Raw genomic sequence first — 18,325 nt, 5'->3', positions numbered from 1 at the left:
GACCGTCCACCGCCCCGTTTTCGCAGGTAAAGCGGGGGAAACAGGCAAGGATGAGGACCGTGGGCGTGCGGACCGTGGGCGTCGAGGAGGAGTTCGTCCTCGTCGACCCCGCCCGGCACGCGGTGCGCGCCGCCGCGTCGCGGGTGCTGGCCCGAGAGGACCGCGACTGCGCCGGCGGGGCGCCGGGCGGCGGGGATCTCGACGTCGAGCTGACCTGCGAGCAGGTCGAGAGCGGCTCGGCGCCGCACACCAGCCTCGCCGGCCTGCGCGGGTCGCTGGTGGAGCTGCGCCGCGCGGCCGCGCGGGCCGCCGAGGCGGAGGGCGTGGCGCTCGCCGCCACCGCGACCTGCCCCACGCCGACCCGGCCGACCATCACCCCGAGGCGGCGCTACCAGCGGATGCGCCAGGAGTTCGGGCTCACCGCCCGCGAGCAGCTCACCTGCGGCTGCCACGTGCACGTCGCGGTGCACTCCCGCGAGGAGGCCGTCGGCGCGCTCGACCGGCTGCGACCGTGGCTGTCCGTGCTGGTCGCGATGACCGCGAACTCGCCGTTCTGGCAGGGGGCCGACAGCGGCTACGCCAGCTACCGCACCCAGGTCTGGCAGCGCTGGCCCACCGCCGGCGCCACCGGCGCGTTCGGTTCGCCCGCCGAGTACGACCGGGTCGTGGACCTGCTGATCCGCACCGGGGCCGCCATGGACAACGGGATGATCTACTTCGACGTCCGGTTGTCGCACCGCTACCCGACCCTGGAGCTGCGGGTCGCCGACGTGTGCCTGTCCGTCGACGACAGCGTGCTGCTCGCCGCGCTGGCCCGGGCGCTGGTGTCGACGGCGGCGCGCCAGTGGGCGGCGGGCGAGCCGGCCCCGCCGGTGCGCCCGGAGCTGCTGCGCGCCGCCGGCTGGCGGGCGTCGCGCCACGGGGTGTCCGGTGAGCTCGTCGACCTCGAACGCGGCGAGCTCGTCCCCGCCCGGGCACTGGTCGACCGGCTCGTCGAGCGGGTCGGCCCGGAGCTGTCGGCGACCGGCGACGGCGACGCGGTCGCCGCCCTCGTCGACGACCTGTTCGCCCGCGGCACCGGCGCGGACCGCCAGCGCGCCGCCTACGCCCGCCGCGGCCGCGTCGACGACGTCGTCGACCTCGTCATCCGCGAGACCACCGCCGTGGCTTCCCCCTGACCGGGCGCTGACCGGCGTGCCGACCGGCGCACGCCGGCCGGTGGCTCACGGGCCGGGGCGGAACGAGGCGACGATCGTGCGCATCTGGCCGAGGGCGGCGTCCCAGCCCTGCTCGGGGACGCGCCAGCGCAGCCCGTAGCCGTGCCCGTTGCGCACCACGCCGAAGTCGAGGACGTGAATGGTCCGCCCGCCGGAGGTGAAGGTGAACTCCCAGATCGCGGCGCTGGTCCCGGCGCCGCCGTCGGCGGGGCGGATGGACAGGCGGCGGTAGCCGGCGGAGCTGCCTCGGACCGCGGGCTCCTGGTCGTGCCAGGCGCCGATGGCGGAGGGACCCGCCTTCGGCTGGACCTCGATCAGCAGGTCCGGGTAGCCGGACGGCGCGGTGGTGATCAACCGCCCGTTGCCGCGCTCGGAGGTCCGCCAGCCGGCGGGCAGCGCCGCCGACCATCCGCCGCGGTCCCGATGGGTGGTGTAGCCGTCGGGGGCGTCGGCGGGGTCGGTCGTGTCCGGGATGAGCGCGCCGAGGTCGTCGCCCACCTGCGACCCGGCGGGCGACGCGCTGGCCTGCGCGGACGGGGTTCCCGTCGGCGACGGGCCGCCCGCGGGCGCGGACGTCGCCGTGGGCGGCTTCGTGCCCGCCGTGGACGTCGCCGATGCCCGCGGTGCCGGCGACGCGGCACCGGTGGCCGGCGACGTCGCGGCGGCGGTCGGCCGGGACGGCTCCGAGCCGCCGCCGGCGAGGACCAGGCCGAGCACGATCGCCGCGGCGGCGAGCACGGCGGCCGCGACCCCGGCGAGCAGCGCGACGCGCCGGCGACGCGCCGGCCGGTCCGCGTCAGGTCGGGACGCGTCAGGTCGGGACGCGTCAGGTCGGGACGCGTCAGGTCGGGACGCGGGCGTGCCGGCGGCCCCGGACGCACCGACCGGACCGGGTTCGCCGGCGGAACCTGGCGGAGCATCCCAGCTCGGTCCACCGGCGAGGCCGGACGGATCGGCGGGGGCGGGCTGACCCGCCGGCTCGGGCGGCACCCCGGCCGCGGGTGCGGGTGCGCCGGCCGGGGCGGGGAGCGCGGCCGAAGCCACGAAGGCCGCCGGCGGCGGTGCCGCGCCGTCCAGGTCGGGCTGGGGGATCTCCACCAGCGTCCCGCCGAGGGTGTGGTCCTCCTCCTCCAGCCGGTCGGCGATCTCGCGCAGCCGCCCGCGGGCCTCGGCCAGCGACGGGCGCCGCGCTGGGTCGGAGTCCAGCAGCTCGGTGAGGACCCCGCGCAGGGGCCCGCTGTGCTGGAACGGCCGGCGCCGGTCCTCCACCACGGCGGCGAGGATGGCCAGCGGCCCGTCGCCCTCGAACGGCGGCACCCCCTCGACCGCCGTGAACAGGGTGGCGCCGAGCCCCCACACGTCACCGGCGGCACCCACCCGGGCGCCGCGGGCACGTTCGGGGGCGATGTAGGCGGGCGAGCCGACGAGCGTCCCCGCCTCGGTCAGGGTCGCGTCCCCCTCGGTGACGGCGATGCCGAAGTCGGTGAGCCGCGCCTGCCCGTCGGCGGTGACGAGGACGTTGCCCGGCTTGACGTCGCGGTGCACGACGCCGCCGCGGTGGGCCGCCTCCAGGGCGTAGGCGAGGCTGAGGCCGATGCGGGCCACGTCCAGCGGGGGCAGCCGGCCCGAGGCGCGGATGAGGTCGGCGAGCGAGGTGCCGTCGACGTACTCCATGACGATCCACGTGTGATCGTCGGCGTCGAGGACGTCGTAGACCGTCACCAGGCCGGGGTGACGCAGCCGGGCGGCGGCGCGGGCCTCGCGCAGCACCCGCTCGCTGAGCACCGCCCGCTCGGCCGGGGACGCGACCGGCGGGCGCCGGACCTCCTTGATGGCCACCCGGCGGCGCAGCAGGGTGTCCTCGCCCTCGCGGACGACGCCGCCGCCGCCGCTTCCAAGCACCCGCCCGAGACGGTAGCGACCGGCGAGCCTACGTTCCTGGCCCGCGGCGCGGTCGGTCGCCATCGCTCGCCCTGCCCCCTAGTTCCTGAGGATTCCACCGCCCTACCCATCCTCTGACGCCGAAACCGGAAAGATGGGTGAAATGGCGCGCAGAGTTCGGCCACAATCCCACGGCCCGACCGTGGCGGCCCCCCGGCGTCCCCCGCCGAGGCGGCGCGGGACGCAGCGCCAGCCGTCCGCGGACGCTGATCGCTCGCGCGCCGGCGGCGGACCTCGACTCCTGCCCGCGCCGACGGCGCCGGCCGCCGAAGGACACCGCCGCGCACCCTCGCCCGGGCCAGGACCGGCCCCCTGACCTGCGCCGGGACCGGTCTGCGCCCGCCCGGTCGGGCCAGCCGGTCAGCGGTGGACGCCGGGCGCGGGTAGCGCGCAGCCGGGTGGGAACCGGCCATGGGCGGCGCGCAGGCGGGTGGAACCGGCCGCCGCCCGGGAGGCCGGCGGGCACCGGCTCCGGCCGGGACCGGACACACCTGTCGGCGCGGAACCGGTCTCGACCAGGTGGGTGGACCACCGACCGGGTGCCCATCGGTGCTCAGATGTCCCCGGTCGGGCGGGCCGATCGCCCCGGCCGTGCAGGGCCACCGGGCTCAGGCGCCCCCGGTCACGCCGGACGGGGCGAAGCCGAGGTCGCGCAGGGCGCGGCGGTAGGCGACGCCGAGGGCGTCGAAGGCGCGGTGCACCTCGTCGGCTGCGAACACCCGCACGGGGCGCTGCGATTCGACGATGCGGCGGTCCGGCGCCCAGATCCGGTCCTCGACGGCCTGCAACGCGGCACCGTCGACGGGCCCGTCGCCGTGCACCGCCGGGTCGAACGCCGACATCCAGTACAGCCGCAGCGTCGTCGCCGACGTCGGGGCGCTCACCGCGAACATCACCGATCCCGGGCCGTGCGCGCCGGCCAGCCACACGGCGAACGGCAGCTCGATGCGGTACCGGAAGTGCGTCTCGCCGACGGGCCGCCGCCCGTCCGGGCCGGGCGCGGCGGCCGGGTCCACCGACGGGTAGCGGTACTCGGCGCGCACGGTGGCACCGTCGCGGTGCACCGGATACGGCTCGACGGCGAGGACGTCGGCGTTACCGAAGGTGTCGGTGTGCAGCACGGAGAAGTGCCCGATGTCGCAGAAGTTCTCGACCTGGCGGGTGGCCTGCGCCTGCCAGTCCTGCACGGCGCCGACGTGATGCGGCCAGCCGCGATCCTCGATCTCGGGGAAGCGTGGCCGTGGGCGGGCCTCGTCCGCGGCGTCGACGAGGCACGCCCAGACCAGGCCCGCGCCCTCGGCGACCCGCACCGACTGGGCGGCGATGATGTCGGGGACCCGCCGCCCCGGCTGCTGGGGCACCTCGACGCACCGCCCGTCCCCCGCGAACGCCCAGGCATGGTAGGCGCAGCGCAGCCGCCCGGCGCCGTCGACGACGCCGTCCGAGAGCGGCACGCCGCGGTGCGGGCACCGATCCACCAGCGCCGCCACGCCCCCCGGGCGGTCCTGACCGGTCGGACCGTTCTGAGCCCGTGGGCCGCTCGGGCCGGCCGGGCCGCTCGGGCCGTTCTGACCGCTCGGGCCGTTCTGACCGGTCGGGCCGTTCTGACCGCCCGCCGGCCGCCAGAGCACCAACGGGACGCCGAGCAGCGTCGCCCGCACCGGGGCAGCCCCGACGTCGCCGGAACGCGCGACCGGATGCCAGTAGCGGGCGGCGGCGGCGGCGAACGCGGCGTCGAGCTCGGCGTCCGCCACCGCGTCGACGGACACCGGCATCCGCGGCGCGGGGATCGCGGTCAGCAACCGGACCGGCGCGAGGCCCGCCGGCACAGGTTCGGGGCGGGCCGTCGCGGACGGGACGGCAGACGGCGAGACGGCAGACGGCGAGACGGCAGACGGCGAGACGGAGCTGGGCGCCACCGCGACGGGCAGGACGTGGACGGTGGCCGTGGTCCCGGAAGCGGGGACGGGGTCGGCGGACGGCATGACCCGGACGCTAGGACCGGCCCGTTGCGCCTGGATTGCCCCGTCTGCAGTGGTGATGACGGCTGGGTAAACGACCTGGTCGCGCGCCCCGCACCGCGCTGCTGCCACGGCCGGCGGTGTACAGCGGCGCGCTCGTGCAGCAGGGTGGAGGCCATGCCGAAGCACGTGCCGCCACGCCCCGCGCCGCCGCGGCCCGCGCCGCCAGCAGCCCCCGCCGCGGCGGCCGCGCTGCGCCTCGCGTTCCGGCGTCACGCCGCCGGGGTGACGATCGTGACGATGACCGGCCCGGCCGGCCCGGTCGGGTTCACGGCGACCTCGGTGGCGTCGCTGTCGCAGAGCCCGCCGCTGGTGTCGCTGTCGCTGTCGGCGAGCTCGTCGATCGTCCCGACGCTGCACGCCGCGGACACCCTGGTCGTGCACCTGCTCTCCCACGGCCAGCACGACCTGGCCGCCCGCTTCGCGGCGCCGGGCGCCGACCGGTTCGCCGCGCCGACGCGGTGGCGGCAGTTGGGCACCGGGGAGCCGTTGCTGATGGACGCCGCGGTCTGGCTGCGCTGCCGGATCCGCGAGCGGATCCTCGCGGGCGACCACTGGCTGATCGTGGCCGAGGTGGTCGAGAGCCGGGCGGAGCGGTCGGTCGCGCCGCTGGTCTACCACGACGGCGGCTACGGCACCTTCGTCGGTCCCGCCACCGGCGTCCCGGCCGGCGAGCCCGCCACTCCCCCGGCGCCGGGCGGCGGGGTCAGAAGCGGCGACGGCGACGGCGACGGCAGCGGCAGCGGCAACGGCAGCGGCAGCGGCAGCGCCGGGAACAGGAGCTCCGGTGGCGGCCCGCCCACCCCGGGCGAAGGCGATCTGGGCATCCGGGCGAGCCGGCCGGGTCACCCTACGTCGGCGAAAAACGGGCGATGACGGTTTGTCGACCCGTCGGCGGGCACACAGTCGTCACGCACGAGGCCACCGGACCCCGACGAGGAGGGATTCCCATGAAGGTCCTGGAACGCATCAGGGGCGACGTGCGACGGTTTCGGCTGCGTCGCCGCGAGCGGGCCGCGCATCCCAACCGTAACCCGCGGTACTGACCGCACGGCACCACCAGCACGGCCCCGGGCGCGGGGTGGGACGGCATCGACCGTCCCACCCCGCGCCCGTCGTCTGTCCGGCGGCCGTCAGCATCCCTCTTGCATGATCATTGATGGGGCCGCCGGGGGCTCGTCAACAGCGTTGATTATGTTGTGGTCTCGGAGGCCGGGGCCTTTCGACCGTCCCGGTCCGGATTCGCCAGGGGCACCAGCCCGCGTTCCCCGAGGGCGGCGAGCGCGGCCAACGGGCGGGCCGCCAGGGTGAACAGGTTCGACGGCCTGGCGAGCCTCGACGACGCCGATCGGGCCGTCACCGCCTGGCGCGACGCGGTGCGCGACGGCAGCGCCCTGGGCGGGCCGTGGCCGGGGTTCATCAACATCCCGTCCAAGATCGGTCAGGTGGCGGCCGTGCGCATCCTGGCGCGGACCCGGCGCGAGGACGACCTCCCCCACGGCCGGCTGATCGCCGCACGGCGAACTCGTCCGCGACGGCGCCGTGCTGCCCTGGTCGCCCTGCCGGCACGGTGGATGACCGGCCGGCACCGGATCAGTCCGTCTTTGCGCTCCCACCGCGGTCGACACGCCCGTTTGGGGGCCCTCGGCGGACCACCCGGGCGCCATCGTCGCAAGCCCCGGCAGCCGGCCCCACCAGCCATCCTCTTTTCCGCGGCCGGCGGACGTCGGCGCAATCGGGCTACTCCCTTTCCGCGGGCCCTTTCCGGTCAGCCGTTTGACATCCATCCCTCGGTCCATGGCGGATCATCAACCGGCGCGCCGCCCACCCGGGCGGATCGAAATCCGGGAATCTCGGTGATTAACGGCCCGAAAGGGCTCTGTTCGACCCGTGCGGACGGCACTTGACACGCCTTCATACAGAAGATGGTTGTGCCACCAAGAGCGCGACGTCGGTCGCAGTTGTGACCGAGGGTCGGCATGGACGTCCTTCGTATAGCGCCCCGTCGCCGGGTACCCCCGTTCGTCGCCGATGCCCTCTCGACCGCTCTGAACTGGCGATTTGGCCTCGAACGGCAGGGGAAGTCCGCCCGGTCGACCTTGCCCAGCATTCCGATCAAGGCCATATGCGCGCGTGTGAATCATCTCTGGACCCCGGCGCCGGGTAGCCCTATCTTCGGCCCGCGTCCGCCGCGGTAAGGTGCAAATGCCCAGATTTCTGGATGACATGCCGGGAGCTCAAAGCAATGCAATGGATCACACGCTCTCAGCTGAGAGCGGGCGCTCGAACGATCGGCGCCGTGGCGGCGACGGGATGTCTGACGTTGGGTCTGCCCGGCGTGGCGTCAGCGACCCCAACGCCGAACAAGGATGCCGGACTGGTGACGCTGGTTCAGGGGCTGCCGGATATGAAGGCGGACGTCACCATGGACGGGCAGACCCTGATCAAGAACCTGGTGGCCAAACAGGTCGCGGACCCGAAGCCGCTGGTCGCCGGGGACCACCGCGTCGAGATCCGGCCTGTCGGCCAGCCGGAGAGCGCGGCGCCGCCGATCGCCACCGACGTCGCCGTCCGCCCGGGCACCCGGCTCTCGGTCGCCGTGGGTCTCGACGCCGCGGGCAAGCCCCTCGCGCGGGTCTACGACGACAGCGCCAGCAAGAACTGGCCGGCCAACACGTCGGCGATCGTCGTCCGCGACGTCGCGGCGCTGGCGAGCGGCCAGATCAAGATCGACGGCAAGTACGTCGGCGACGTCCCGAACACCGGTCAGGTCGTCCACCTCCTCCCTCCTGTCCCGCCTGAGGTCGCCGTCAACGCCCTCCCCTGCCTCATCACCGGCAAGACCAAGGACGGCCTCCCCTGCGTCTACGTCGGTCCGCCCGTCGTCGGCGTGCCGGGTGTCGGCACGCCTGGTGTCGGCGGCGTGGACGTGCCCTGCGTCACCACCGACAAGACCAAGGACCGCCTCCCCTGCGTCGGCGGCGTCCCCGGAGTCGGCGGCGTGCCCGGAGTCGGCGGCGTGCCCTGCGTCACCGACAAGCCCAAGGACAGCGTCCCCTGCGTACCCGGTGTCGGCGGCGTCCCCGGTGTCGGCGGCGTCCCCGGAGTCGGCGGCGTCCCCGGAGTCGGCGGCGTCCCCGGCGGCGGCACCCCAGGCGGCGGCGTCCCCGGTAGCGGCACCCCGGGCGGGGGCGTTCCCGGCGGGGGCGTTCCCGGTAGCGGCACCCCAGGTGGGGGCACCCCGGGCGGGGGCGTTCCCGGCGGCGGCACCCCAGGCGGCGGCGTTCCCGGCGGCGGCACCCCAGGCGGCGGCACCCCAGGCGGCGGCGTTCCCGGCGGCGGCACCCCAGGCGGCGGCGTTCCCGGCGGCGGCACCCCAGGCGGCGGCACCCCGGGCGGGGGCGTTCCCGGCGGCGGCACGCCAGGGTCGGGGGGGTCGCACACGGTCACGGTGACCGACACCACGGGCAAGCCGCTGGTGCCGGCCCAGACGGTGCCGACCAAGCCCGGATCGACGACCAACCTCTACATCGTCGGGGGCCCCGGCTCGTACGGTTGGCTGTCCCATCAGTCCGCGAACTCGCCCACCTCGATCAACGCCGGCAACAGCGGGCTGGCCGCGGATGACGATCACCCGCCCGTGCTGGCCATCGGGGCGCTCGGCCTCGCGGTCGGATCGGCCGGGGTCCTGTTCGGGTGGCAGCGCCGCCGAGCGTGGCTGGCTCGCCGACAGGGATGATCGAGTCGCGCCGACGAACGGCGTCTGCCGGTCCGCCACCCGACGACGGGTCGGACGGACCGGCCGCGCCGGCCGCGAGCCAGGAGCCGGTCCCGGGCCGGCCGGACCGTCCCAGGCCGGCGGGCACCCGGCTGGCCCGGACCCGTCGACGTCGCCGTGGCCGCCGCCTGCTGGTGGTCACGGCGACGGTCGCGGGCGTCGTCGGCGGCGGTGGCATGGCCGGCTGGATGGCGTCGAGACCCCCCGGCGACGTCGGTTCGCTCACCGCGGGCGCGACGCCGGCCGCCTCCCAGGGGCCGGCGGCGTTCGCGAGCTCCACCCGAACGGGCGCCGCGGCGGCGACCGCGTCACCGTCGCCGTCCACCGATGCCCAGGCGATCCAACGCCGCCGGCCGACGGCCGTCGCCGCGGCGAGCCTGGGCATCTCGGCGCCGGTGACGGTGGCCTCCGTCGAGGCGACCACGCACGCACTCAACGTGCCGGTCGACCCGGCGACGCTGGGATGGTGGGCAGGGGGCGGGGCCCCCGGTGCCTCGTCGGGGACGGTCGTGATCGCCGGGCACGTCGACTACAACGGTCGCCCCGGCGCGCTGTACCCGCTCAACCGGGTCGACGTCGGTGCCCTGATCGTCGTCACGAGCGCCGACGGCACAAAGCACGACTACCGGGTGGTGACCCGGCGGCACGTGGTGAAGACCAAGCTGGCGGACACGGGTGTCTTCCGGACGGACGGCCCGCCCCGCCTGGCCCTCATCACCTGCGGCGGGGCGTTCAACACCGCCACGCACAGCTACCGCGACAACCTGATCGTCCTCGCCCTTCCCGTCTGACCGGTGTTTCACGGATGCGGTATAGCTGGGACGTGGATGCTCCCGAGCACGTCGATCCCAGCGTGACGACCCGCTGGGAGTCGCTCACCGCAGGCGGGTCGGGCCGGCGTTACGCGGAGCGGTTCGCGCAGCTTGCCGCCGCCGGGATCGACGTGCACGGCGAGGCGGCTTTCTGCCACGCGCTGGTGCCCGCGGGGTCCCGGATCCTGGACGCGGGCTGCGGCACCGGTCGGGTGGCAATCCGGCTGGCCGAGCTGGGCCATCGGTGCGTCGGGGTGGACGTCGACGCGTCGATGCTCGGGGTGGCCCGGGACCGGTCCGCGGCCGTTCGCTGGGTCCTTGCCGATCTCGCCGCCCTGGACGCACCCGTCGCGTTCGGCTCACCCGAACGGGCCGGGATCCCACCGGCCACCGACGGGCCGTTCGACCTCATCGTCGCCGCCGGCAACGTCATCGCGCTGCTCGCCCCGGGGACGGAGGCCGCCGTCCTGCACGGGCTCGCCCGCCGCCTCGCCCCCGGTGGCCTGCTCGTGGCCGGCTTCGGACTCGACGCCGCGCATCTCCCCCTGCCCGCCGCCCCCTTCGGGCTGAGGGACTACGACGGCTGGTGCGCCGCCGCCGGCCTCACCCTCGACCGGCGGTGCGCCACCTGGCAGGGCACCCCCTTCGGGCCACGTGAGACGGGCAACGATCACCCTGATCACCCCGACCGCGACGACTACGACGACCGCGACGACCGCGACGACGGGCCGGGTGATACCCCCGGCTACGCCGTGAGCGTCCACCGCGCGTAGGCCCCGACCAGGCATTACGGGTCACAGTCGCACATAAACTGTGCGTAAACGGACAATTCTCCTAACGTTTCGCCCATGAGAACGCGGATGTGGCGACGGCGGATCGTGCTGTCCTCGATCATCACGGTGAGCGCGCTGTTCGGCCTGACCGTCGGCAGTGCCCCGGCGCAGGCGGCGACGTGTCCGGCGACGGGACCAACAGCGACGACGGATCGTCGGTGACCTGTGTCACCTCCCCCGTCGCCGGCGCTGCGCGCCTGGTCGACGTCACGATCCACTCGACGGCCATGAACGCCGACGAGACCGTGCGCCTGCTGCTGCCGACGGACTACGACGCCCAGCCCGACCGGACCTGGCCGGTGCTGTACCTGCTGCACGGCGGGGCGAGCAGCAGCGACGAGGCGTCCAACCACACCGACTGGACGGCCCACACCGACGTCGAAAACCGGACCGCCGGCCGCAACGTGATCGTCGTCATGCCCGACGCCGGGAGCGCCGGGTGGTACAGCGACTGGGTCGACGACCCGGCCCGGTGGGAGACCTTCCACACCGTCGAGGTCCGGTGCCGCGGAACACCATGATCGTCAGGGCTGGTGGCCGGACGGGACGCGCCCACCGGCCAGTACACCCTTCACGGCTTCCCGTGATCAGATGTACACACAATGGCGCCGAGGGTTAGTGACGGTTTTCGGCCCTTGGGCGCCGGAAGAGCGTGATTGCACCTCGGCACGATCTGGCCGCGATCTGGCCGGAAACCAGGCTGGCGCGGGCAGGCGGCCGAAGCACGTGGCCGTGCGCCGCGGCCAGCTACACACCCTAGGTCCGGAGGGAGGGTCGGTAGGCGGCGAGCAGGTGGGCGCCGATGAGGGCGTTGCCGCGGGGGGAGGCGTGCAGGCCGTCGGGGGCGAACAGGGTCGGGTCGGCGGCGAAGCGCCGCGACACGGCGGTCCGCAGGGTCACCGGCGTGCCGCCGGCCGCGGCGACCGCCGGCGTCTGCGCCCGCTCGAGCAGCAGGCCGAGCAGCCACAGGACCTCGCGCAGCGGCGAGCGGACGGCGGAGATGACGCTCAGGTCGGGCGTGGTGCCGACGATCACCTCGGCGCCGCCCCGGCGCAGGTCGGTGACGGCGCCGGCGAGGTGGCGGGCGGCGGCGGCCGGCGAGGTGCGGTTGCGGATGTCGTTGACGCCGATGGAGATGACGGCCAGGTCGGGTGCCGCGGGAGCGACCCGGGCCACCTGGGCGGCGAGGTGCTCGGCGCGGGCGCCGTCGCGGGCGGCGCTGACGACCCGCACGTGCCGGCCACCACCGCCACCGCCGCCGTGCCCGCCGCTGTCACCGCCACCGCTGTCACCGCGCCCGTTACCGCCGTCACCGTCGCGGTCGGCGGCGAGGGCGCGGGCCAGCCAGCCGCCGAGGGTGTCGTCGTAGTCGTGCACGCCGGTGCCCTGGGCGCTGGAGTCACCGAGGATCCCGAGGGTGAACGGCGGATGCGTCGGGTTGCCGTAGAACTCGCGCACCGGCGGCGCGGGGGTGGTCAGCGGCCGCACCCGGCCGTCGGCCGCTCCGCCCTGGTACAGCGCCAGGCGCCACACCCCGACGCTCGCCCCCACGAAAGCACCGCTGCCCGCGGCCCCCGCCGACAGCAGCAACCGGCCTCGCCCGATCATCGCTCCCCCCTCCGGCCACCCGCGGGTGGCGCGTCCCCCGGCGACTGATCCCCGCCCGCGGCGCTGTGCCCGGCCCGGCCGGGCGGCGGCCGACCGGCATCGCTCATCACCGGCGGGTCGAACGGCTCCGGCGAAACATGGCGAGGCCGGCGACGCCCCGCGGGCGGTGCCCGGCAAACAGACGCGGGCGGCGGGCGGCAGCGTGCCGTAGGCAGGCCCAGATTTTACCTGCGGGAGTCGTTGCCGCCAGCCGATCCACCGGCCCCGCCAGGCACTTCCGGCGGCGCCGGCGGGGGCTTCCGAGCGGGCGACCGCCGATATCCGTCCCAGCACGGGGTCCTGGTCTGGCGGGACCAGCAGATGGACACCGCCGGCCAGGTCGCGTTCGCCGAGGCGTTCGGCCCGATCCTGGCGTTCACCAGCGTCGTCGACCCGGAGCCGGCCCGCCCCGGCGTGCACGAGCTCCACGGCGGCAACGTCGGCTGGCATTTCGACGCCAGCAGCCTGCCCGCGCCGCCGGAGGCGACGGTCCTGCGGGCCGTGCGCGTGCCGCCCGTGGGCGGGGACACCCTGTGGGCCAGCGGCGTGGCCGCCTACCAGGCGCTGACCCCGGACCTGCGGGCGCTGGCGACGGGCCGCTACGTCACCCACGGCCGCGGGGTGACGCGCGCTCCCGACGACGAACGCCCCATCGTCGCGCACCCGCTGGTCCGCCGGCACCCGCACACCGGCGACCACGATCGCGACGCACGCCACCTCGTGCGGATCTGCCTCGCAGCACTGCACCCGTGAGGTGCCCCGGGCGGACGGCGTGGGGATCGACGCCCTTGACATGAAGTCGGGTTCAACTTCCAGGCTGGGTGCACGCGATCGGATGACCACCGCGGCACCCGACGCGACGCCGGGAGGAGACCCGTCCCATGCCACCCTCGACGACACCGATCGCCGCCCCCCGCCCGCTCGCACTCGCCCTGGTCGTCGGCAGCGTGCGGGCGGGGCGGTTGGGGCCGGCGGTCGCGGGCTGGTTCGCCGCCCGCGCCCGCGGCCGCGACGACGTCCACCTCGACGTCCTCGACCTGGCCGCGTTCCCGCTGCCCGCCGACATGGCCGTCGTCCCCGACTCGCCGCCGCAGCGGCTGGTCCGCGCGCTCGGGGAACGCCTCGCCGCCGCGGACGGGTTCGTCGTCGTCACCCCGGAGTACAACCACAGCTATCCTGCGGCGCTGAAGAACGTCATCGACACCTACCGCCAGGAGTGGTTCGCCAAGCCCGTCGGGTTCGTCTCCTACGGCGGGCAGAGCGGCGGCCTGCGGGCCGTCGAGCACCTGCGGGGCGTCTTCGCCGAGCAGCATGCCGTCACGGTCCGCGACGGGGTCAGCTTCCACGGCGCGGCCGCGGCGGACTTCGCCGAGGACGGACCGGCGGGTGCGGGCTCGCCGGCGGCGGCCGCCGCGGGCCGGCTGCTCGACCGGATGGGCTGGTGGGGCCGGGCGCTGCGCCACGCCCGCGCCGCCGAGCCGTACGCCGCCTGACCCACCCGGCCACCGGCGGGCAGCTCGTCGCCGTGGTGCGCGGGCCAGCACGAGCCCAGCGCCGGCCGGTGGAACACCCGGATTGCGCGCTTCGCGCCTGGTCTGCCACGCTGCGTTCATGGGGGCGTGGCCGGTGGGCACGGCGAGCGGCTGTTCATCAGCGTGGCGGGGCCGGATCATCAGCGTGGCGGGGCCGGACCGCCCGTGGGCCCGCTGGGTGGCGGACCGGCTCGACCGGGCCGGCTTCGACGTCGAGTACGACGAGTGGGACTGGCCGGCGGGCACCAGCTTCATCGGGCGGATGGACGCCGCGCTGGCGTCCGCGGACCGGATGGTGGCGATCGTGTCGCCGCACTACTTCGATCCGGGCAGCTACGGCCGGGCCGAGCGCGAGGCGGCGCTGACCCGGGCGCAGCGGCGGGACGGTTTCCTCGTCCCGGTGCTGGTCGCCGCCTGCGAACCGACACCGCTGCTGGAGCGGCTGTCCCACGTCGACCTGGTGGGCTGCGACGAGCGGGAGGCCGAGCGGCTGCCGGCGCTGATCGCCGCCGACGTGGCCGCGGCCGGCCCCGGGTGGACGCCGGACCTGGTGGTGGTGACCGGGGATGTGGCCGAGCACGGGCGGCGGCGGGAGTACGAGCGAGCCGTGGGCGTGTTCGACGAGCCGACGGCACCCACCTCGCCCCCGCCGGCGACGACCAGACCGCACGGATCTGGAACACCACCACCGGCACCTGCCGTCTTTGGGACGCGGCCACCGGCGCCCCGATTGCGACCATGATCGGGCTGCGGGACGGGGGATGGGCCATGCACCGGCCGGACGGCACCTACACGGTGGTGGGCAGTGCGGCCGGGGAGTTCTGGTGGTCAATGGGGCTGTGCCGGTTCGGGCCCGGCGAGCTGGACGCCTACCTGCCGGCGGGTCAGTAGCGGAGGGGTTCTGGAGCAGCGGGGGGTAGACGGTGGACGGTTCGCCGTCGACGGTGGTGCCCGCGAACTGCAGCATCGCGCGCAGCTCGCCGTGCATCGGGGCCGGGTAGTCCAGGGTGGGGGCGACACCTGGTCCAGGCGACGCAGATGCGCGGGGGTGAGGGTGACGTCCAGGGCGGCGAGGTTGGCCGTCAGGTGATCCACGCGCCGGGCGCCGCGGATGGGCATGACGGTGCCCTCGCGGGCGCGCAGCCAGGCCAGCGACACCGCCGCCAAGCGCGAGGATCCGCCGCCGGCCCACCGGGCCTCCGACACCTGCCCTGACCCGACCTCCACGTCGGGCGTTCATCAGAGGCAGGCCCAGATCCAACATCCGCCGTCATCGGTCAGGGCCCGTCATCGGTCAGGGCCCGTCATCGGTCAGGGCAGGGAGAAAACGGGTTGCGGACGCGGGCGGAGCCGCCGAGGGTGGGCGGGTGCTGGTCCGCCGGGAGACGCCCGCCGACATTCCCGCGATCCGGGCCGTGACGGCCGCGGCCTTCGCCGACCCCGCGGCGCCCGACCGGATCCCGGGTGAGGTCGGGCTCGTGGATGAGCTGCGCGGCGGCGCCGACTGGCTGCCCGCGCTGTCCCTTGTCGCCCTCGACGGCGACGGCACGCCGATCGGCCATGTGCTGTGCACCCGCGGGCGGGTCGGGACGGCGCCCGCGCTGGCGTTGGCACCGCTCGCCGTCCGTCCCGATCGGCAGCGCCGCGGTGTCGGGCTGGCCCTCGTGCACACTGTGCTGGGCGCCGCCGACGCCCTTGGCGAGCCGCTCGTCGCGCTGCTCGGCGACCCGGCCTACTACCGGCGGTTCGGGTTTCGCCCGGCGGCCGATCACGGCATCGCGCCGCCGGTGCCGCGGTGGGAGCCGCACTTCCAGGTCCGCGCCCTGAGCGCCGCACCGCCCGCCCTGCAGGGCACCTTCCACTACCCCGAGCCGTTCGCCCGGCTCTGAGACCCAACCTCCGGCACGTCGGCAACCTCCAGCACCTGCGCGCCGGGGTGTCGGACGGCGAAACCCTGGGCCGGCCGGGCGCCGCCTACAGCCAGCCCTTGCGCCGGAACACGACGTAGAGGATCGCCGCGGACAGCACGAGGAGAGCAGGTCGACGGCGAAGCCCCAGCTCTCACCGCTGCCCGGGTAGGGGACGTTCTGGCCGAAGAAGCCGGTGATGAGGGTGGGCACCGCGATGATCGCCGCCCAGCCCGTCATCTTCTTCTTGACATCCTCCCCGTGTGAACGCGGGGGATTCCAACTTCTACCCATCCGCCGGAGGGGGTGCGCAGTGTGGAGGTTCGCGGTTCACCGGCCGGCTGGGGCCGTCGCCTCCCCGCGCAGTCACCCACGTGGTTGCCCACTGAGGTCCCAGGGCGATGTTGCATGCCGCGTTCACGTCGGCGTTCGCCTGCTGCCCGCAGCCCCGGCAACCGAAGGCGGCTTGGTTCTCGCGCGCCTGGCGGTCCCGGGTCCCGCAGGTGTCGCAGGTGTCGCAGGTCTGCGACGTGTACGCAGGATTGATTTTCTCCACCCGGCCGGGGGCTTTCTGTTCCCGCCGTTGGACGAGCAGTCCCCAGCCGTGGGCGAGAATGCTCCGGTTCAGCCCGGCTTCCTGCCGCACGCCCCGTCCCGGTTCGGCGATGGTCCCCCGCGCCAAGCGGGTCATGGTCCCGACCGGCAGATCCTCGACGCGGATCAGATCGTATCGGCGGGCAAGATCGGTGCTGGTCTTCTCGACCCAGTCCTTGCGCCGGTCGACCTCCCGGGCCTTCACCCGGCCGATCCGCGCACGCAGCCGGGCCCGCCGGTTCGAGCCGCGTCGCGCCTGCGCGAGCCGGCATTGCAGGCAGACTGGCCGGGCAGGCACGGGAGAACATGCCGGCCAGGTGCCGGCCGGTGTGGCGCAGCCTACGGGCCTGCGGATGGTGGCCGGGCAGAAGCCTGCGCGACCGCAGGCCGGACGAGCTCGGCGTCGGACAACCGGGACGGTCTGCCCGCCCACCGCCGGCCATCGCCGGCCACCGCCCGCCCGGACTTCGGACTGACCCGGTTAGGCGCGGACGGGCGCCTGCCGCCGGGGGTCGAGGGCGAGGGCGGCGACGCCGGCCGTCACCGCGAGGCCCAGCGCCACGTACCAGGCGTGCCGGTAGACGGCCACCGGCGCCGCGGAGGAGGCCGTGCCGAGGATCGCGACCAGGATGCTCACGCCGATCACCGAGCCGACCTGGACGGCCATCGACACGATCGCGCTGCCGGTCGCGGCGTCCGCGGGGGCGAGGCCGACCGTGGCCGACGAGATCGCCGCCGGCACCGCGAGCCCCAACCCGAGGCCGAGCGGCAGCCAGCCGGGCAGGAAACCGGTGGCGTAGCTCGACCCGTCGTCGGCGAGCAGGGCCAGCAGCAGCAGGCCGACCACGGCGATGGCCATCCCGACGGCGGCGATCCGGCCGACCCGCAGCCCGCCCCGCTGGTGCAGCGCCTCCGCCAGCGCGGCCCCCGCGGCGAAGATGACCGGGCCGGGTGCGGTGCCCAGACCGGTGCGGATGGCGGAGTAGCCCCAGTGGCCCTGCAGCAACAGGATCGCCGAGAGCAGCACCAGCCCGAACGAGGCGAACGCGAGCAGCGGGACCAGGTTGCCGGCGGCGAAGATGCGGTCGCGGAACAGCGACAGCGTCACCACCGGCGCCGGGTGACGGGCGGAGCGGACGAAGAACGCGGCGAGGGCGACGGCTGCCACGACGAACGCGCCGACGACGCGCCCGCCCGACCAGCCCCACTGCGGCCCCTCGACGATGCCGAGGCACAGCGCGGCGACCGCGATCATCAGGACGGCCCCGCCGAGCATGTCGGGCACCCGCAGGTCCCGCTCGCCCCGGGTCCTCGGGACATGGCGGGCGGCCAGCGCCATCGCGCCCACCGCGACCGGAATGTTGATCAGAAACAGCCACCGCCACGACGCCTGCACCAACAGCCCGCCGAGCACCGGGCCGGAGGCCGCGGACAGCGCCCCGGTGGTGAACCAGATCTTGACGTAGGTCGCCGTCCTCTCCGGCGGCGCGCTGACCAGCACCAGCCCGAGGCTGGCCGGGGTCAGCAGCGCGGCCCCGACGGCCTGGGCGACGCGGAAGCCGACGAGGACCCACACGTCGCCGCTGAGGCCGGCGCCGAGGCTGGCGGCGGCGAACAGCGCCAGCCCCAGCAGGAATCCGCCCTTGCGGCCGAAACGGTCGACGAGACGGCCGGCCGGGACCAGCAGCGCCGCGTAGACGATCGCGTAGCCGTTGAGCACCCAGCTCAGATCGGACAGCGACGCGGCCCCGACGCCCGCGCCGATGTTCGGCAGGCCGACGTTGGTGATCCAGACGTCGAGCTGGGCGAGGAAGCTCGCGATCGACAGCACGGCGAGGACCAGCGCCGGGCGGGCGTCGCGGCCGCCGCCGGTGGCCGACGTCGGCCGCAGCGCGGTGACTTCGTCCTGGACAGTCATCGGATCTCGCCTTCAGGAATGGGCAGCGCCTGCCGGGCGGCACGCTGACCCGCAGCAGCAACGCTTACTGGACTGATCGGTCAACAAAACCTAGAGAGTTCTGGACTGATCTGTCAACAACGCGA

18 protein-coding genes and 2 pseudogenes are annotated in these 18,325 nt (G+C 75.3%); 12 read left to right on the top strand and 8 right to left on the bottom strand.

The features are described 5' to 3' along the window. The first annotated feature begins 50 nt into the window (after positions 1–50). Positions 51–1,178: a glutamate--cysteine ligase gene (locus FRAQA3DRAFT_RS05810; RefSeq protein ID WP_035920619.1), complete on the top strand. Its 1,128-nt coding sequence runs from the start codon at positions 51–53 to the stop codon at positions 1,176–1,178. A 45-nt stretch (positions 1,179–1,223) separates the two neighbouring features. Here the strand turns inward: FRAQA3DRAFT_RS05810 and FRAQA3DRAFT_RS05805 are convergent, their stop codons facing one another. After that, a complete protein-coding gene (locus tag FRAQA3DRAFT_RS05805; RefSeq protein ID WP_009738133.1) occupies positions 1,224–3,182 on the bottom strand; it encodes a serine/threonine protein kinase in 1,959 nt (652 codons plus the stop codon). Between the two features lie 584 nt (positions 3,183–3,766). Next, positions 3,767–5,143 carry a Rieske 2Fe-2S domain-containing protein gene (locus FRAQA3DRAFT_RS31275; RefSeq protein ID WP_009738132.1) on the bottom strand — a complete coding sequence of 459 codons (1,377 nt, stop codon included), beginning with the start codon at positions 5,141–5,143 and terminating at the stop codon, positions 3,767–3,769. Positions 5,144–5,296: 153 nt separating this feature from the next. On the opposite strand from FRAQA3DRAFT_RS31275, the gene FRAQA3DRAFT_RS05795 reads away from it, so the two are divergent. Continuing rightward, positions 5,297–6,055 (top strand): flavin reductase family protein, encoded by a 759-nt coding sequence (locus FRAQA3DRAFT_RS05795; protein ID WP_009738131.1) that lies wholly within the window; start codon positions 5,297–5,299, stop codon positions 6,053–6,055. A 316-nt stretch (positions 6,056–6,371) separates the two neighbouring features. On the opposite strand, the gene FRAQA3DRAFT_RS05790 is transcribed toward FRAQA3DRAFT_RS05795, so the two are convergent. Further along, positions 6,372–6,599 carry a hypothetical protein gene (locus FRAQA3DRAFT_RS05790; RefSeq protein ID WP_009738129.1) on the bottom strand — a complete coding sequence of 76 codons (228 nt, stop codon included), beginning with the start codon at positions 6,597–6,599 and terminating at the stop codon, positions 6,372–6,374. Between the two features lie 960 nt (positions 6,600–7,559). On the opposite strand from FRAQA3DRAFT_RS05790, the gene FRAQA3DRAFT_RS38205 reads away from it, so the two are divergent. From FRAQA3DRAFT_RS38205 to FRAQA3DRAFT_RS05770, 5 genes are all read left to right on the top strand, one after another. Beyond that, on the top strand, positions 7,560–8,918 hold the full coding sequence (locus tag FRAQA3DRAFT_RS38205) for a DUF4397 domain-containing protein (RefSeq protein WP_304412980.1): 1,359 nt from the start codon (positions 7,560–7,562) through the stop codon (positions 8,916–8,918). 227 nt (positions 8,919–9,145) lie between these two features. Beyond that, positions 9,146–9,748, top strand: a complete 603-nt coding sequence (locus FRAQA3DRAFT_RS31270; protein ID WP_157467141.1) for a class F sortase — start codon at positions 9,146–9,148, stop codon at positions 9,746–9,748. 14 nt (positions 9,749–9,762) lie between these two features. Then, positions 9,763–10,542: a bifunctional 2-polyprenyl-6-hydroxyphenol methylase/3-demethylubiquinol 3-O-methyltransferase UbiG gene (locus FRAQA3DRAFT_RS05775; RefSeq protein ID WP_009738125.1), complete on the top strand. Its 780-nt coding sequence runs from the start codon at positions 9,763–9,765 to the stop codon at positions 10,540–10,542. A gap of 75 nt (positions 10,543–10,617) precedes the next feature. Beyond that, the gene (locus FRAQA3DRAFT_RS34610; RefSeq protein WP_157467138.1) at positions 10,618–10,764 is read left to right on the top strand and encodes a hypothetical protein; all 147 of its coding nucleotides are present in this window, start codon (positions 10,618–10,620) and stop codon (positions 10,762–10,764) included. After that, entirely contained in the window at positions 10,761–11,123 is a 363-nt protein-coding gene (locus tag FRAQA3DRAFT_RS05770; protein WP_232291933.1) for an alpha/beta hydrolase family protein, read from the top strand. Before FRAQA3DRAFT_RS34610 ends, FRAQA3DRAFT_RS05770 begins: the two co-directional genes overlap by 4 nt. Positions 11,124–11,358: 235 nt before the next feature. Here FRAQA3DRAFT_RS05770 and FRAQA3DRAFT_RS05765 read toward each other — a convergent pair whose 3' ends face one another. After that, complete coding sequence (locus FRAQA3DRAFT_RS05765) at positions 11,359–12,210, bottom strand: SGNH/GDSL hydrolase family protein (protein ID WP_009738123.1); 852 nt, start codon at positions 12,208–12,210, stop codon at positions 11,359–11,361. A gap of 360 nt (positions 12,211–12,570) precedes the next feature. Here FRAQA3DRAFT_RS05765 and FRAQA3DRAFT_RS05760 point away from each other — a divergent pair, with 360 nt between their 5' ends. From FRAQA3DRAFT_RS05760 to FRAQA3DRAFT_RS37980, 4 genes are all read left to right on the top strand, one after another. Then, positions 12,571–13,002, top strand: coding sequence for a TauD/TfdA family dioxygenase (locus FRAQA3DRAFT_RS05760; protein ID WP_051054170.1), 432 nt, complete (start codon positions 12,571–12,573; stop codon positions 13,000–13,002). A 128-nt stretch (positions 13,003–13,130) separates the two neighbouring features. Further along, positions 13,131–13,742 (top strand): NADPH-dependent FMN reductase, encoded by a 612-nt coding sequence (locus FRAQA3DRAFT_RS05755; protein WP_009738121.1) that lies wholly within the window; start codon positions 13,131–13,133, stop codon positions 13,740–13,742. Between the two features lie 184 nt (positions 13,743–13,926). Then, positions 13,927–14,523, top strand: coding sequence for a toll/interleukin-1 receptor domain-containing protein (locus FRAQA3DRAFT_RS05750; protein ID WP_035920616.1), 597 nt, complete (start codon positions 13,927–13,929; stop codon positions 14,521–14,523). Positions 14,524–14,549: 26 nt separating this feature from the next. Then, a complete protein-coding gene (locus tag FRAQA3DRAFT_RS37980) occupies positions 14,550–14,672 on the top strand; it encodes a hypothetical protein (RefSeq protein ID WP_255346994.1) in 123 nt (40 codons plus the stop codon). Positions 14,673–14,679: 7 nt separating this feature from the next. Here the strand turns inward: FRAQA3DRAFT_RS37980 and FRAQA3DRAFT_RS38435 are convergent. After that, positions 14,680–14,945 (bottom strand): annotated as a pseudogene (locus tag FRAQA3DRAFT_RS38435) (aldo/keto reductase); the annotation flags it as partial. Between the two features lie 203 nt (positions 14,946–15,148). Here FRAQA3DRAFT_RS38435 and FRAQA3DRAFT_RS05745 point away from each other — a divergent pair. After that, positions 15,149–15,670, top strand: a complete 522-nt coding sequence (locus FRAQA3DRAFT_RS05745) for a GNAT family N-acetyltransferase (protein ID WP_009738120.1) — start codon at positions 15,149–15,151, stop codon at positions 15,668–15,670. A gap of 210 nt (positions 15,671–15,880) precedes the next feature. Here the strand turns inward: FRAQA3DRAFT_RS05745 and FRAQA3DRAFT_RS38430 are convergent. The 3 genes and pseudogenes from FRAQA3DRAFT_RS38430 to FRAQA3DRAFT_RS05735 all read right to left on the bottom strand — a co-directional run. After that, a pseudogene (locus tag FRAQA3DRAFT_RS38430) lies at positions 15,881–15,928 on the bottom strand (hypothetical protein); the annotation flags it as partial. A 46-nt stretch (positions 15,929–15,974) separates the two neighbouring features. Further along, entirely contained in the window at positions 15,975–16,580 is a 606-nt protein-coding gene (locus FRAQA3DRAFT_RS05740; protein ID WP_369809393.1) for an RNA-guided endonuclease InsQ/TnpB family protein, read from the bottom strand. A 183-nt stretch (positions 16,581–16,763) separates the two neighbouring features. After that, positions 16,764–18,200 carry an MFS transporter gene (locus FRAQA3DRAFT_RS05735; protein WP_009738119.1) on the bottom strand — a complete coding sequence of 479 codons (1,437 nt, stop codon included), beginning with the start codon at positions 18,198–18,200 and terminating at the stop codon, positions 16,764–16,766. Positions 18,201–18,325 lie beyond the last annotated feature (125 nt).

The sequence above is a fragment of the Frankia sp. QA3 genome (assembly GCF_000262465.1).
Taxonomy (GTDB): domain Bacteria; phylum Actinomycetota; class Actinomycetes; order Frankiales; family Frankiaceae; genus Frankia.
Note: the sequence above shows the minus strand (reverse complement) of the source record. Positions and strands in the feature narration are given on the sequence as shown.

Coding starts and splice junctions, on each gene's coding strand:
- FRAQA3DRAFT_RS34610 (WP_157467138.1), top strand. CDS start 10,618: ATGAGAACGCGGATGTGGCGACGGCGGATCGTGCTGTCCTCGATCATC.
- FRAQA3DRAFT_RS37980 (WP_255346994.1), top strand. CDS start 14,550: ATGCACCGGCCGGACGGCACCTACACGGTGGTGGGCAGTGCGGCCGGG.
- FRAQA3DRAFT_RS05790 (WP_009738129.1), bottom strand. CDS start 6,599: ATGAACCCCGGCCACGGCCCGCCCAGGGCGCTGCCGTCGCGCACCGCG.
- FRAQA3DRAFT_RS05760 (WP_051054170.1), top strand. CDS start 12,571: ATGGACACCGCCGGCCAGGTCGCGTTCGCCGAGGCGTTCGGCCCGATC.
- FRAQA3DRAFT_RS31275 (WP_009738132.1), bottom strand. CDS start 5,143: ATGCCGTCCGCCGACCCCGTCCCCGCTTCCGGGACCACGGCCACCGTC.
- FRAQA3DRAFT_RS31270 (WP_157467141.1), top strand. CDS start 9,146: ATGGCGTCGAGACCCCCCGGCGACGTCGGTTCGCTCACCGCGGGCGCG.
- FRAQA3DRAFT_RS05775 (WP_009738125.1), top strand. CDS start 9,763: ATGCGGTATAGCTGGGACGTGGATGCTCCCGAGCACGTCGATCCCAGC.
- FRAQA3DRAFT_RS05765 (WP_009738123.1), bottom strand. CDS start 12,210: ATGATCGGGCGAGGCCGGTTGCTGCTGTCGGCGGGGGCCGCGGGCAGC.
- FRAQA3DRAFT_RS05795 (WP_009738131.1), top strand. CDS start 5,297: ATGCCGAAGCACGTGCCGCCACGCCCCGCGCCGCCGCGGCCCGCGCCG.
- FRAQA3DRAFT_RS05810 (WP_035920619.1), top strand. CDS start 51: ATGAGGACCGTGGGCGTGCGGACCGTGGGCGTCGAGGAGGAGTTCGTC.
- FRAQA3DRAFT_RS05805 (WP_009738133.1), bottom strand. CDS start 3,182: ATGGCGACCGACCGCGCCGCGGGCCAGGAACGTAGGCTCGCCGGTCGC.
- FRAQA3DRAFT_RS05735 (WP_009738119.1), bottom strand. CDS start 18,200: ATGACTGTCCAGGACGAAGTCACCGCGCTGCGGCCGACGTCGGCCACC.
- FRAQA3DRAFT_RS05755 (WP_009738121.1), top strand. CDS start 13,131: ATGCCACCCTCGACGACACCGATCGCCGCCCCCCGCCCGCTCGCACTC.